This is a genomic window from Trinickia soli, from assembly GCF_002879855.1.
Lineage (GTDB): Bacteria > Pseudomonadota > Gammaproteobacteria > Burkholderiales > Burkholderiaceae > Trinickia > Trinickia soli.
Map to the genome: position 1 here is coordinate 305,828 of NZ_PNYB01000003.1, position 14,139 is coordinate 319,966.

At 65.3% G+C, this 14,139-nt stretch carries 9 protein-coding genes; 3 read left to right on the top strand and 6 right to left on the bottom strand.

The features are described 5' to 3' along the window. Window positions 1-31 precede the first annotated feature (31 nt). The 3 genes from C0Z19_RS05625 to C0Z19_RS05635 are packed head-to-tail and all read right to left on the bottom strand — an operon-like array spanning window position 32 to window position 4,124. Window positions 32-1,429, bottom strand: coding sequence for an undecaprenyl-phosphate glucose phosphotransferase (locus C0Z19_RS05625; RefSeq protein WP_102608794.1), 1,398 nt, complete (start codon window positions 1,427-1,429; stop codon window positions 32-34). A gap of 40 nt (window positions 1,430-1,469) precedes the next feature. Then, window positions 1,470-3,110 carry a mannose-1-phosphate guanylyltransferase/mannose-6-phosphate isomerase gene (locus C0Z19_RS05630; RefSeq protein ID WP_233196009.1) on the bottom strand — a complete coding sequence of 547 codons (1,641 nt, stop codon included), beginning with the start codon at window positions 3,108-3,110 and terminating at the stop codon, window positions 1,470-1,472. Between the two features lie 15 nt (window positions 3,111-3,125). Continuing rightward, a complete protein-coding gene (locus C0Z19_RS05635) occupies window positions 3,126-4,124 on the bottom strand; it encodes a GlxA family transcriptional regulator (RefSeq protein WP_102608859.1) in 999 nt (332 codons plus the stop codon). A gap of 1,153 nt (window positions 4,125-5,277) precedes the next feature. Between C0Z19_RS05635 and C0Z19_RS05650 the strand changes: the two genes are divergently transcribed. The 3 genes from C0Z19_RS05650 to C0Z19_RS05660 all read left to right on the top strand — a co-directional run bounded on the left by C0Z19_RS05650 (window position 5,278) and on the right by C0Z19_RS05660 (window position 10,763). After that, window positions 5,278-7,296 (top strand): hypothetical protein, encoded by a 2,019-nt coding sequence (locus C0Z19_RS05650; RefSeq protein ID WP_233196010.1) that lies wholly within the window; start codon window positions 5,278-5,280, stop codon window positions 7,294-7,296. Between the two features lie 119 nt (window positions 7,297-7,415). After that, complete coding sequence (locus C0Z19_RS05655) at window positions 7,416-9,458, top strand: hypothetical protein (protein WP_233196011.1); 2,043 nt, start codon at window positions 7,416-7,418, stop codon at window positions 9,456-9,458. Between the two features lie 255 nt (window positions 9,459-9,713). Beyond that, complete coding sequence (locus C0Z19_RS05660; RefSeq protein ID WP_233196012.1) at window positions 9,714-10,763, top strand: helix-turn-helix domain-containing protein; 1,050 nt, start codon at window positions 9,714-9,716, stop codon at window positions 10,761-10,763. Between the two features lie 51 nt (window positions 10,764-10,814). On the opposite strand, the gene C0Z19_RS05665 is transcribed toward C0Z19_RS05660, so the two are convergent. The 3 genes from C0Z19_RS05665 to C0Z19_RS05675 all read right to left on the bottom strand — a co-directional run bounded on the left by C0Z19_RS05665 (window position 10,815) and on the right by C0Z19_RS05675 (window position 14,107). Further along, window positions 10,815-11,786, bottom strand: coding sequence for a LysR family transcriptional regulator (locus C0Z19_RS05665; protein ID WP_102608863.1), 972 nt, complete (start codon window positions 11,784-11,786; stop codon window positions 10,815-10,817). Between the two features lie 29 nt (window positions 11,787-11,815). Continuing rightward, window positions 11,816-12,457, bottom strand: coding sequence for a DsbA family protein (locus C0Z19_RS05670; protein ID WP_102608797.1), 642 nt, complete (start codon window positions 12,455-12,457; stop codon window positions 11,816-11,818). 84 nt (window positions 12,458-12,541) lie between these two features. Continuing rightward, window positions 12,542-14,107, bottom strand: coding sequence for a TAXI family TRAP transporter solute-binding subunit (locus C0Z19_RS05675; RefSeq protein WP_233196013.1), 1,566 nt, complete (start codon window positions 14,105-14,107; stop codon window positions 12,542-12,544). Window positions 14,108-14,139: the final 32 nt, after the last annotated feature.

Below are 14,139 nucleotides of genomic sequence, written 5' to 3' on the forward strand. Positions count from 1 at the left end.
CCTCGCAGCACGCGCTGCGCGAACCACTGCGCTAATAGGCATTGCTATGGATGAACCCTTTCACGACCGTCGCCGCAATGATCCGCATGTCGAGGCCGAACGACCAATTGCCAAGGTAATAGAGGTCATGCGCGACACGCCGCTCCATCTTTTCGATGCGGTCGGTTTCGCCGCGATAGCCGTTGATCTGCGCCCACCCCGTGATGCCGGGCTTGATCCGATATCGATGGATATAGCCGGTGACGATCTTCCGATAGAGATCGTCGTGCTCGAGCGCATGCGGACGCGGCCCGACCACCGACATATCGCCACGCAGCACATTGAAGAATTGCGGCAGCTCGTCCAGGCTCGTGCGGCGCAGGAACGCGCCGAGCTTCGTCACGCGCGGGTCGCGCCGCACCGCCTGGTGCAAGACGCCGGCCTCTTCGACATGCATACGCATCGAGCGGAACTTATAGATGGTGAAGACACGGCCATCCGCACCCTTGCGCCTTTGCTTGAACAGCACCGGGCCCGGCGAAGAAAGCTTCACCGCCACCGCGATCGCGACGAGCAGCGGCGCGAGGCCGATCAGCGCGCAAGCAGCGAAGATGCGATCGAAGATCTCCTTGGCCATCAGGCCGCCCGGCGACAACGGCGAGGCAACGAGATTGATGGCGGGCACGCCGAGCAAGTCGATCACTCCGCCGCTTTCGAACAGGGCCAGCGAGCGCACGTCGGGCATGAACCGGATGTTGACGAGATCGTCGCGGAACATGGCAACGACGCGCAGAATCGTGCGTTCCTCCGACAGCGGCAGCGCGAGCCAGACTTCATGCAGATCGTCGCGACGCACATGGCGCACGAACGCGTCGAGATCGTAGAAGGGTCGTACCGCCGCAGCGGTTTCCGGCAGCGTGACTTTCGATCTCTCCGGATGCGGCACATAGACCGCCGCAACACGAAAACCCGTCGCCGGTGCGGCTTCGATACGACGCAAGATTGCATCGCAATGCGGCCCCGCTCCGACGACAGCGACCCGATGCAGATTGATGCCGCCGTGACGCAAGTGCGCGAGCACGGCATAAGCCGCGAGCCGCGAGCCGATCAGCAGCGCGCCCGACATCGCGCTCCAGTAGACGAACCATAAGCGGGAGACGTAATCGATCTCGCGCAACGAGAACATGGCCATCAGCGCGCATGCCTGGGCGACGAGCCACGCGAGCGCCACCCGTCCGGACAACATGCGCTTGGCACGACCACGCCACGAGTCGTAGACGCCGAAGGCGGGAAACAGCACGAGCACGCAAGCGGCGGTCAGCATGACGAAGGGCGCGACAAATTCATGCCGCTCCCAATCGGCGTAGCGTATCCGCGACGCCAGCGCCGCCGACGCGATCACGAGCGCGACGTCGAACACCCGAGCCAATAGGCCTTGAATCTCACGCATCTTCGTTCTCCACACCGAATCGAACCGCCCGCCTCTGACGTCATGAGCTCGCGCTGTGACTCGGACATCGGCCGTAGTTGTCTTCGAAGCGAACGATGTCGTCCTCGCCGAGATAAGCGCCCGACTGCACTTCGATGATCTCGAGCGGAACCTTGCCCGGATTGGCAAGCCGGTGCCGCACACCGAGCGGAATGAAGGTCGATTCGTTTTCGCTCAGCAAGAACTCTTCGTCGCCGCGCGTGACGAACGCCGTGCCGCGCACGACCACCCAATGTTCGGCGCGGTGGTGATGCATCTGCAGCGACAAACGCGCGCCCGGTGCGACCACGATGCGTTTGACCTGGAAGCGATCGCCGTGGTCGATCGAGTCGTAAAAGCCCCATGGACGACGCACTTTCCGATGCGTTTCGGCTTCGGGCGCGTGCTCGGCCTTGATACGCGCGACGAGCCCCTTCACCCGCTGCACGTTGGCGCGGTCGGCCACCAACACGGCATCCGGCGTCTCCACGACGACCACGTCAGTCGTGCCGACGCAGGCGACCAAGCGGCTCTCCGCATGAACGAAAGTCGAGGTCGCGCCTTCGAGCACGACGCGCCCGCGCGCGACGTTGCCGTCGCAGTCTTTGCTCAACGCATCCCAGACCGCATCCCACGAGCCGAGATCGGACCAGCCGGCCTGAAGCGGCACCACGATGCCCGCGCACGGCGCATCGGGGCCGCCCAGGCGCTCCATCACCGCGTAATCGATCGAATCGGCCGGTGCGCGCTCGAAGGCGCTCGCCGCCGGGTCGAACCGCTCGCCGTGCGCCGCGCCCTCGGCGACGGCCGCGAGGCAAGCCGCATGCATCTCGGGCCGCATTTTCCGCAAGGCATCGAGCCAAACCGTTGCGCGCATCACGAAGATGCCGCTATTCCACCAATAGGCGCCGTCGGCGACGTATTGCACGGCCAGTTCGGCTGGCGGCTTCTCGACGAAGCGCTCGATGCGGTGCGCGCCGTCGCCGAGCGGCTCGCCGATGCGCACGTAGCCAAATCCCGTATCGGGGCGCGTGGGCGGCACGCCCAGCGTCGCGATCGCACCCTGCTGCGCGTAACGCGCCGCCAGTTCGATCGCGCGTTGCAGCGCCTTCACGTCGGCGATCGCGTGGTCCGCAGGCATGACGACGAGAATCGCGTCGCTGCCGTGCTGGCTCGCGAGCACGGCAGCGAGCGTCAGTGCGGGCGCCGTGTCGCGCCGGGCAGGCTCGACGATGAGGTGCGGCGTCACTCCGCTCGCACGCAATTGCTCATCGATGATGAAGCCATGCTCGGCGCCGCACACGACAAGCGGCGCATCGGCCACATCCCAACCTTCGGGAAACCCATCCATGCGGCGCACGGTGGCTTGCAGCAGCGTGTCGCATCCGATCACGTCAATGAGCTGCTTCGGATAGTGCTCGCGCGACATCGGCCAGAGGCGCGTGCCCGAGCCGCCTGCAAGCACGACGGGAATCAAGCGCCGGCACGGCACCACTGTCGCACTCGGCACGGCGGCGGCGCCTTCGCTTTGCACCGGTTGCGAGACGCACACGAGCGGCTCACCGTCTTCGTCCGAGCGCGCTTGCACTGGACGAGCCGGACTAAGCGATGGCGCGCCTCGTCTGGCCTGCGCGTGCTCGGATTGTCGAAAATCGAACCTCATGTCGATGCTCCTCGCTCACCCACCCAGCGCACGGCGCCGTTGCATCCGGAACTCGGTCGGCGAAACCATCATCCGTTTGCGGAAGATCTTCGCCAACCGATCGCCGTTGCCCATACCGCTTCGTCGCGCAATCTTGTCGACGGGAAGCTCCGAATCGACGAGCAGACTGCACGTAATCGCCAGGCGCGCCTGAAGCAGGTAATCGGACGGCGTCATCCTCAGCTCGAGCTTGAAGCGCCGCAAGAAGTTGCGCTCGCTCATCGCGACCACTTGAGCGGCGTCGGCAATCGAGATCGGCCGCTCGCAGTTCTCCTGCAGCCAGCGCGCGGCTATGCGAATCTTCTCGCCGGCGGTGGCCGCACCGCCATCGCTGAGCAGCGGCACAAAGCGCGCGCTCGAGCCTGGCACCAGACGTTCTGCGATGGCACGCGCGACGTCGAGCCCAAGGTCGCGCTTGACCATCGACAGCGCGCCCTTCATCGGCTCGAAGCGCTCGTCCGCTTCCGCCGATTTTTCATCGCAACCGACCTGGCGCAGGCAGGAGCTGAACTGATAAGCTTTCTCGCTTGCGCCGATGCCGGCCGCCTCGAGCAGCAAGCTGCCCTCTCCGATCGAACGAATATTGGATGTCTTCGTGTGCACGCGACGCAGCCACCCGATCAGGCGCTCGTCGCTTGCGGCAGCGCGCGCCCCCTTGCCGCCGGCGATGAACAGCGCGTCGAAGCCCGTGTAATGACGCGCGTCGAGACCATCGGTCCACACACGCACCATCGATGCGCAGCGCACGTTGCCGCCGTCGGCGGACAAGAACGAAATGTCGTACGTTTGTGCGCGATCGGCGCCTGCGGAAGCGAGTTCGTTGGCCATGTGGAAGACCTCGGCAACGAGGCCCGCCCCGAGCAGCGAAAATCCTTCGTACAGCACGATCGCAATCCGGCGCGTGGCAGTTGGGGCGTTTTGCGCCCGAGCGCGCCACCATCCGGCCAGTGCGGGTTGGGTACTCGCGTATGGCATCGCATTTCCCTCACAAATCATTGCCGGCATGACGATTCCGGTCGTATTGCAGTGCATCGTAGGTAGCGCCGATCACTGCACGTGTGCCGTGACGTAATTCGGCGACATATTGTCGGAATGCTTCTGGCAGATACCGCCCCATTCGTTGACCGATGTTGACGGGCCGTCTCCCATGTCTAGGCAAATCGGACAAAACATCATGAAAGCCATGGCTTTCACCCATCGTTTAGCGTAAAAGCGCCAGGCCGCGCGGGCAAAAGCCATGCCGAGTGCAATAGCGGCTGGCCGCCCTCTCCGGTTCCCCCGGGCGAGTCATATGTGCTGCCGATTGGTGTGATGCGTGCAAGTGTCTTCGAACGAACCGATCGTAACGACCGCTCACCGGCGCGGCGCGCCGCGCCGCGGCCTCGCCGTCGAAGTCACCCCGGAAAGCCCGAACGCACATCGAAACGATACGTGCTGCGTCGGTATTGTTGTGTTGTGGAACCCACGTTGAAAGCCAAACACAGACAAATATTTGGCGGATTGGGACGGCACCTCGTTTCCCATTTCGCCATTCCTATTAGAAAATTCGATAGAAAATATTGCACTCGTTGTTTCACACGTGATTCATTTTCGACGCTTGAAATGGTTCAATCGCCGCTTAAATTTATTTGAAAAATCTCGTAAATCGGCTTTTCATCGGATGGTCATTCGAAAGCGCGCGATTCGTCATGCACGGCGCCAATCGCCGCTCGCGGCGGCGCAACATCCGAGTCGACCGATCTTCCTGACCCCACTATCGGCGCACGAGGCGATCGTAAAAATCCGCCACGGGTGTGCGCAAATCCACTAAATCGAATGCTCCTAAAAATGCCACAAAGCTTGTAACCTTTCGCCCTGCGATTCGTGTGAAATCAGGGTTTCGTCAGACGTGATGCGTTGGCGAAGAGCCCTATTCTTCATTCGATTCTTCGACCGTTCGTTCGGCGCTCAACGCTGCGCGGACTTCTCGCGGCTCGACCGCCTGGCCGGCATGCACCCGCCTGCGGCTTCGGCGCGCGCCTCTCTCGTTCATGTCGCTTCGGCGGCCCCACGCGCATCGCTTCGCCGATGTGCGGCGCCCTTCCTTTGCCTGTTCAAAGCGCCGGCGCATTGAATACGACCACGATCGATGACCTATCACCTACCTCTATACGTTCGCCGCCTGCGCCTGGCCCGCAGCGCGGCCGTCGCGACTCTCTCGCTGCTTACCGCCTGCGGCGGCGGCGGCGGCTCGGATGCCGGCAGCGGCTCGACCTCCGGCAGCAACGCGAACGTTCAAAGCGCAGCACCTTCGACGCAAACGGCCTCGACTGTCCCGGTTGCCGCAGCAGGCGGCCAAGCGCTGACCTGCGGGCAGCCGTCGGCGCCGACGAGCGCCGCCGCGACGGGCGCCGCGATCGAAGCCGATACGCCGGGCAGCGACGGCACACGGACGTTCGCACTCGGCAGCGCATTCAATCTCGCCGTCACCACGCGCGCAGCCCAGAACGATTCCGTCTCGTGGCAAGTGCGCGACGACTGGAACGTCGTGCGTGCGAGCGGCCGCTTCGCCGTCAAGGCGGGCGCACAAACGGTCACGCTCAGTTGTTCGTCCACGCTGGCCGGCTACTTTTCCGTATCGGCCTCGCTGGCCACATCGGGCAATGCGCTCGCCTCGCTCGGCACCCGGCCAGCCGGCATCGCGACGTTCGGCGTGCGGCCCGATGTCTCGAACGTACTGCCGGCCGTTGCCTACGCGCGTGAAGATCAGCATCGTTTCGGCGGACAGGGCACCAACTACCTGAAGCCGGGCCAAACCTGCTGCAGCGGCGACGGCTATCGCCCGCTCGATACCGACCTTGGCCTGTCGTGGGCCAACGACACGCGCAGCTGGTATGTCGAAGAGCCCAATGGGCCGAACACGTTCGTCCCCGGCACGAACACGCTGGCGCCGTACCTGACGCAAGGCGACATCATGCGGCTGATCCAGCTCGACGGCGTGCCGGCCTGGGCCAGTCCCACGGGCGCGAAGGCCGAAGGCTACGCACCGACATCCGAGGCAGCCTTCCAGAATTACGCGAGCCGCGTCGGCACCGACTCGGCGCAGATTCGCGCCGCCTACTTTCCTCATCAATCGAACAACTACTACCAGATCACCTGGGAGCCGGACGGCGGCGGTCCGACGCAGTGGGCCGACACGGACGCGAACTTCGTGGCCATGTATCAGGCCGCATACAAAGGCCTGCATTCGACGGACCCGAACGCCGTCGTCATGGGCGTGACCGCCGCGATGGTGCGCACGAATACGGCATGGCTCAAGCGGCTCGCCCCGCTCGGCATTGGCCAATATCTCGATGGTCTGACGATTCACGGCTATTACGATGCAGGCACGTCGCCGTCGCATCCGCCCGAGCGGCTCGCGACCGATCCCGATCCGGCCACGGCCGCGAACGCGCTGCCCGCATCGATGCGCGAGCTGCGCGCCACGATGGCGCAAACGCTCAAGCCCGGCGCGAAGCTGTTCGCCACGGAAACGGGCATCAGCTACGACATCGGGACGTCGTACGGTCCCAACTATCCGACGGCGAACGTGCTGTTCGCGCACGGCGCCGTCGTCGCGCGCTCGCATTTGATACTGCTAGGCGAAGGCGCTGACATGACGTACATCTTCTATTCGGCGGACACGCCCGATTCTCCGCCGGGATATGGGATGTTCTTCGAACTGGCACATGCGAACGGCTCCTACGGCGCCAACAACATCAGCCCGAAGCCCGCTGCAATGGAGGTGGCCGCGATGACGCGCATCATCGACGGCACCACGACGCTCGGACATTTGAACAACGTGCCGACCGGCGTCTACGGCTACGCGTTTCAGCGGCTGAACGGCGGCAAGGTCATCGCAGCCCTGTGGACGCACAACAACGCGAATTGGAACGCGACGGCAGGATTCAGCACGACCTACAGCGTGCCGTACACGTTGCAAGTCGATGCCGCCGGCACGTCGGGACAGGTGACCGTGTTCGACGCAATGGGCAATCCCACCGTGCGGCCCTATAGCAACGGGCAGATCGCGCTGACGCTGACGGAGTCGCCGATCTACGTCGTTTCGACGAACGCGTCCGTGATGAAGGCGAATGTGACGAGGCCGACGGGATACGTGGGGCAATGATCCCGTGAAACCCGCGACGCGGCCCGTATCCGCGTCCGCGACCCTTCTGTTCGATGGGCCACGGACGCGGCGCTCGCCGTGTGATGGACTCTGGGATCTGTCAGACCGGACTCCATCCCATGCTCCCGGTTACCTTCGCCGCCCGCATCGAGCACGACGCACCCAGCGATCGTCGCAACCGCCCGCTCGGCAGCCGGAACCGGGCATGGGCCGTCATCGTATTCACCGCACTATCGTGCGTCTCGCTGATCGCATGCGGGCGCACGGACCACGACGCGCGTAGCGACGCAGCGGCATCGTCCGTGGCTGCAAGCGCGCTGCCCACGAGCGGCGCTCTCGATTGCGCAGCAGCCGCCGCGGCCTCCCCCGCTTCCGACACACAAGCGCAAACCCGCATCATTGGCAACGGCATCGAAGCCGACACGCCCGGCAGCGATGGCACGCGCACGTTCGCCCTCGGCGCGCCGTTCACCATTGCGGTCACGACGCGCTCGCCGAAAGCCGATACCGTCGAATGGCAGATTCGCGATGCGTGGGACATCGCACGCGCGGCCGGCCGGGTGAATGTCGGCGACGGCGTGCAGACATTCGCGTTGCGCTGCACGTCGTCGCGGGCGGGTTACTTCGCCGTGATCGCCTCGCTCGTTCATGGCGGCCAGCGGCTGCCGCATCGCGGCACACGGCCCGCGGGCATCGCGACGTTCGGCGTGCTGCCCGACGTGTCGGACGCCCTGCCTGCGCCCACCTATGCCCGCCAGGATCAGCATCGCTTCGGCGGGCAAGGCGCGAATTATCTGCGGCCCGGCCAGCAGTGCTGCAACGGCGACGGCTATCGTCCGCTCTATCCGCTGCTCGGATTGTCGTGGGCCAACGACATGCGCAATTGGTACGTCCAAGAGCCCGAACGTCCGAACAGCTTCATGCCCGGCCCGGATACGCTCGCGCCGTATTTCCGGCAGGGCGACATCATGCGGCTGATCCAGCTCGACGGCATTCCGGGTTGGGCCAGCCCGACCGGGGCGCCGACGCACAGCTACGCGCCCACCTCGGAGGCGGCCTACCGTAGCTACTTGAGCCGGGTCGGCGCCGACTCGGCTCAGATTCGGGCGGCCTATTTCCCCCATCAATCGAGCAACTACTATCAGGTCACGTGGGAGCCCGACTACGACAGCGGCCTGCCCTGGCGCGACAGCGACGCACATTTCGTCAATCTGTATCGCGCGACGTATGAGGCGATTCATGCGAGCGATCCGCATGCGGTCGTCATGGGCCCGACGAACGCCTCCGTACGCGAAAACGTGCGTTGGCTCGAACGGCTCGCGCCGCTGGGCATCGGCCGGTACCTGGACGGCGTCGCGATCCACGGCTACTACGATGCGGGCACCTCGCCCTCGCATCCGCCCGAGCGATTGGCCACCGATCGTGATCGTGCCGCTGCCGCCAACGCGCTACCTGCGTCGATGCGCGCGTTGCGTGCGACGATGACCAGGCTGCTCAAACCGGGCGCCAAGCTCTTCGTCACCGAGACAGGCATCAGCTACGACTTGGGCACGGCTTACGGCGAGGACTATCCGACGCACAACGTGCTCTTCGCGCAAGGCGTGCTCGTCGCCCGCACGCATTTGATCGTGCTGGGCGAAGGCGCCGACGTGACCTACGTGTTTTATTCGTCCGACATACCCGAATCACCGCCCGGCTATGGGCTGTTCTTCGATCTCGATCATCCGCACGGCGCCTATGGATCGGGCAGCATCAGTCCCAAGCCGGCCGCAATGGCCGTTGCCGCGATGACGCGCATCATCGACGGCACCACCACCCTGGGCTATCTGCACGACACGCCGCCCGGCGTCTATGGCTATGCGTTCCAGAGATTGAACGGCGGCAAGGTCATCACGGCGCTGTGGTCGCACGACAATGCCCATTGGAACGCGACGCAGGGCTTCAGCGCGCAGTACGCCACGCCCTATACGCTGCAAGTGGACGGCAACGGAACGTCGGGGCAAGTCACCGTTTTCGATGTAATGGGCAATGCCTGCGCGCTACCCTATACCAATGGCCGCATCGCACTCGCGCTGAGCGAATCGCCCATTTACGTCGTCTCGACCCATGCGTCCGTCATGAAGGCGAACGTCACCGCGCCGGCGGGATACGTCGCGCAGTAAGCCACCTTCGGATCACGCGGGAGCCGGCGGTGCTTCCATCATCCCGCGCTCTCGCCCCTTGCCGTTCGTCGTATCGAAGCCAACTGACAACATCTCGCGTTTTTCCGACTGGATTGCGGTGCATGCGCTGCCCGCGCATACCATGCGACGCAATGGGCGCGCGCACCACGCTTGGCGAGCGCGCGCCGTCGCGCGTTCGACGCGATGTCGTCGGTGCGACCATCGGCCGCCTTGCTGCCGCTCGATTGGGCTCACATGGCCAAACGCATCGCTATCCTGATCTTCGATGGGTTTTCGCTCTACGAAGCAAGCTCCATCGCGGAAGTGTTCAGGCTCGCCGACGAGATTGAAGGCGAGCGCCTGCGCGCGGAGCCGGCGCCGACGCAGCAGCGCGGCACGTCCCAACCCGGCGTACCCGCGCCGCACGTGCCGGGGCTGTCCGTCAGACCGCCCGAACCGGCTGAGCCCTACGCGCTGGTCGTGGTGTCGGGTACGGGCGGCAGCATCGCGAGCAGCGCCACGATGCGGGTGTGGTCCGAGAATCTCGACACCTACGCCGCAACGGGTTTCCATGCGTTGTTCGTGCCCGGCGGAAGCGGCGCCGCGGGTCCGGCTGCCGACGAATCGTTCCTGCGCCGCTTGCACGCCGTGATTCAGCACACGCGCATCGTCAAGGCTATCGGCGAGGGGAGCGCAATCGTCGTCGCGGCGACGGCGAAAGAACGGGCAGGCGCCGCCGTTCGGCCGGCCGCCGCCCCGCTTGCGGCAACGTCAGCGACGACGGCGGCACACGGCGAACATACCGCCGCGATCGACGTCGCGATCGACGACCCGCTCGGCGCCATCGCCGCCGCGCTGTCGATCGTCAAGCGCGATCGGGGCGCACAAGCGGCGCGCGAGATCGCCGACCGATCGGCGCCCGGTGCGTGGCGGCGGCTCGGCGCCGTGCTGGGCGAACTCGACGACGAGGGCACGCATCAGAAGATCGACACGGCCGCGCGCTGGATGCGCGAGAACTACGCGCAACCGATCTCGGTGGCCAAGGCTGCCGAGGTCGCGGCGATGAGCGAGCGCAGTTTCCTGCGCCGCTTCAAATCGCAGATCGGCGTCACGCCGTCGGAATATTTGCTGCGCACGCGGCTCGACGCGAGCTGTCGGCTGCTGGTCGCGACGGACTTGCCCGTCGACAAGATCGCGCGGCGTTGCGGCATCGGCAGCGGCGACGGACTCGCCAAGATGTTCCGCAAGCGGCTGTCGATTTCGCCGACCGAGTATCGGATCGCGGAGCGGCGCCGTTCGCAGTAGCGGTGCGCAAGGAGCGAGGGACGTGGCCGCAGCTGCGCTGCCTCGAGCCGCCTACTCCCCCGACTGCCCCCGCCGGCGCCCACGCCCCGTCAACTGCGCGGACACCTCATCCACGAGTGAGCGCAGCCACGAGACGTCATGCGGCCGGTCGGGCTGCGGGTGCCACATTTGATAGCACTTGATGCGCGGAAACGGGATCGGCGCATCGCATACGGCCAGCGGCAACACCCGCGCATAGTGCGTCGCGAAACGCCGCGTCGTCGTGAAGATCAGATCTGAGCGCAGTAGCACCTGCGGCACCAATCCGAAGTAAGGCAACGTCGCTACGACACGGCGAGACGCCCCTGCCTTCGCCAGCCCGATCGCAATCGCATTGCGCTGCGCGCCGCTGTAAGGCGTCGGTGCAAGGTGCGCGGCCGCGAAATACGCCTCGGGCGTAAGCGGCGCTTGCGCAAGCGGATGATCGGCCCGCATCAGGCACACCACCGTATCGCTGAACAAATCGCTGCGCGCAAAGCGCGCATCGGGCTTCGGCCAATTGCCGACCACGAGATCGAGTTCGCCGGCCTCCAGCGCCGCAGCGTGATCGAGCGTGGGATTGAGCGAATCGATCTCGAGCCGGGCCTGAGGGGCCGCTTCGCGAAACCGCGCGATCAACGTCGGCATGAAAAAGTCGTTCAGATAGTCGGGGGCGGCGATTCTGAAAGTGCGCCGCGCCGCGGCCGGATCGAAGTTTCCGCGCGGTGTGGCGACAAAGTCCACTTCATGCAACACGCGCTGCGCCGGCGCAAGCAGCGATTCGCCGAACTCGGTCGGCACCATGCCAGATTTGCCGCGCACGAGGATCGGATCGCCGAGCGCTTCGCGCAATTTGCGCAGGGCCGTGCTGATCGCGGGCTGGGTCTGATTCAAGCGCAACGCCGTCTGCGTGACGCTGCGCTCGGTCAGCAGCGTGCGCAACACGCGCAACAGCCAAATGTCGAGCGCGTCGGTGCTGCGTTCGTCGTCGAGCGTCGATGCCAGACGAGCGGCGTCGCGGCGCGGCGGCTGCGTCACGACGGGAGCCCGCTTGGCAAGCTGCTGATGCGTTTGACCTCGGGCGATTCGAGCCAGCCCGGAGAACGCGCGCAATAGAGCACCATCGGCAGGGCATCCTCCCCCCAAAACAGCTGACGATGCAGACGGAACGTCGGCACGCCGAAGACGCCCAGCGCGATGGCATCGTCGAAGTTGCGCTGCAGGCGCGCCTTGGTATCGGGGTGCTCGATCAGTCGCTCGCCATGCGGCAGGTTCAGCAACTGGCAAAGATCGGCGAAACCGTCCGGCGTCGACGGATCGCGCCCGTCGCGCCAAATAAACCGGAAGATCGTGCAAACGGTCGGCACGTCGGCCTCGATCGCCGCGGCCAGCAGCAGCACTTTGGTCGAATCGAACGGGTGAACGGGCGGCATCTTGAACGGAATGCCCAGTTGCTCGGCCCGGAACAGCGCGTGGCGGTACACGAACATCCGCTTTTGCGGCACCTCGTTCGCCGGGCGCTGGCCCCACCGCCGATACAGCGCATAGACGGAAACGGGCACGAGCGAAAACGGCATGCTCGGCCATCTGTCGTGCTGCTCGAGCAGCAAATACGAAAACGGCGACACGAAATCGTAGAACCAGAGCGGCGACGCCGCGTCGATCGGTTGGGTCATGTAGTTCTCCGCTTAGGTCCGGTGGCTGCTCGGCGCGCGAGGCCGCTTCACAAACGACGGCCGCTTCTGTGTACCTGAAGCATCTTACGCGCCGCCCGCATCGGTGTGCGCCTGCTCGTCGTATGCCTGGGTGAGCCGCGCACGTACGAAGCCAATATGTTCGCGCAGAACATAGAACTGATCGGCATACGCGAGCGGCATCTTGAGCCGGTTCACGGCTCCTTCGATTTCGGTCAGCTTCGCCAGCGACGCGGCGCGCTCCTCGTCGGTCGAGGTCTCGTCGAGCGCCGAGCGCTCGATCGCAATCAGTGCGCCGTACCAGCGGTAGATGCGCGACTTGACACGCCAGGCATAGAGCGAAGGAATCAGCCTGGCGCCTGGAATCAACACAACGACGATCGGCACGATGAGGACGATCAGACGATCGGCCAGACTGGCGAGCCAAAACGGCAGCACGCGATACAGGAAGCTCTTGCCCGACTTGTAGTAGCGGGCGGCGTCAGTGCTGATCGGAAAATCGTGCATGACCGGCGACGGAAATTCACCCGCGTTCTGCAGAAGATTCGCGCGACCGTGAACTTCCTTGGCCGCCTCGACGAGCAAATCGGAAAGCGCTGGATGCAACGAATCGCGGGCGACGAGCTCGGCCGTGGGCGCGACGGTATGGACAGTTTCGGGCGGCAGATTTTTGCCGAGGTCGAATGCGCCCATCGGCAACTCGATGTCGGTCAAGTAAGGAAAACGGCGCGCGTAGGCATGGGCCTGATCAAAGGAGAACAGACGCACGCGCGGCGTGCGCAGCAGCTTGGCCATGACGGGCGGCTGCGCCGAATCGCCGGTCAGGAAAGCGGCGTCGATCTCGTGCGTCGTCAGGGCGTGAGCTGCCGCTTCGCCCGTCAGCGGCAATAAGGTCGTACCGCCGCCGGGCTCGATGCCGTTCGCCTTCAGTAGCGCAAGCGCCAACGCGCGCGTGCCGCTGCCCTCGGCGCCGATCGCGATGCGCTTGCCCGCGAAGCCCGACAGGCGCGAGCGCTTCCGCCCTTCATAGAAGATCACGAGCGGGACGTAGGAGACACTGCCGAGCGAGACGAGATGCTCGGGGTCGTGGTTCGGGGCGGCCGCTTGCGGTGCGGCGGAGGCGGCTGAGCCACCGGGTGACTCCGACGCAACCGATGCCGATGCCCGCTGCGCCGCACGCGACGCGGCGCTGCTTGGCGCCGCGACGGAGGCCACCGCCGATGCGCCCGATGCCGAGTCGGCGTCCGATGCTGCCGAAACGCCCGATGCCCCCGAAGCCGACTGCGTGGCCAGCGCGACGCCGCTCTGCACGAATCCCACATCGACGGACGTGTTCGGATCGGCCAACCGCTCGAGATTCTGCATCGATCCGGCCGACGCCAGCACATTCAGCGTAATGCCTTTGCGCGCGAGGATCGCCTTATAGCGCTGCGCCGAATTCCAGAACGAACTGCCGGGCGGACCGGCCGTAATCGTCAACGTGTCAGGCGGCGCGGGCTGGATCAGTCGAATCGCGAGCCAGATCGCCGCGGCCGAGATCGCCACAATCGGGCCCATCGACACGATCAGATCGCGCCAGGACACGGCGATGACGCGCGCCACAAAACGGGGGGAACGCGGGGGACGCAGCATGCGCGACATGCTTGGCATGCCCGGTAACCGCG

Excerpts from the sequence above, each read along its gene's own strand:
- C0Z19_RS05625 (WP_102608794.1), bottom strand. The coding sequence starts at position 1,429 with ATGCGTGAGATTCAAGGCCTATTGGCTCGGGTGTTCGACGTCGCGCTC.
- C0Z19_RS05630 (WP_233196009.1), bottom strand. The coding sequence starts at position 3,110 with ATGAGGTTCGATTTTCGACAATCCGAGCACGCGCAGGCCAGACGAGGC.
- C0Z19_RS05635 (WP_102608859.1), bottom strand. The coding sequence starts at position 4,124 with ATGCCATACGCGAGTACCCAACCCGCACTGGCCGGATGGTGGCGCGCT.
- C0Z19_RS05650 (WP_233196010.1), top strand. The coding sequence starts at position 5,278 with ATGACCTATCACCTACCTCTATACGTTCGCCGCCTGCGCCTGGCCCGC.
- C0Z19_RS05655 (WP_233196011.1), top strand. The coding sequence starts at position 7,416 with ATGCTCCCGGTTACCTTCGCCGCCCGCATCGAGCACGACGCACCCAGC.
- C0Z19_RS05660 (WP_233196012.1), top strand. The coding sequence starts at position 9,714 with ATGGCCAAACGCATCGCTATCCTGATCTTCGATGGGTTTTCGCTCTAC.
- C0Z19_RS05670 (WP_102608797.1), bottom strand. The coding sequence starts at position 12,457 with ATGACCCAACCGATCGACGCGGCGTCGCCGCTCTGGTTCTACGATTTC.
- C0Z19_RS05675 (WP_233196013.1), bottom strand. The coding sequence starts at position 14,107 with ATGCTGCGTCCCCCGCGTTCCCCCCGTTTTGTGGCGCGCGTCATCGCC.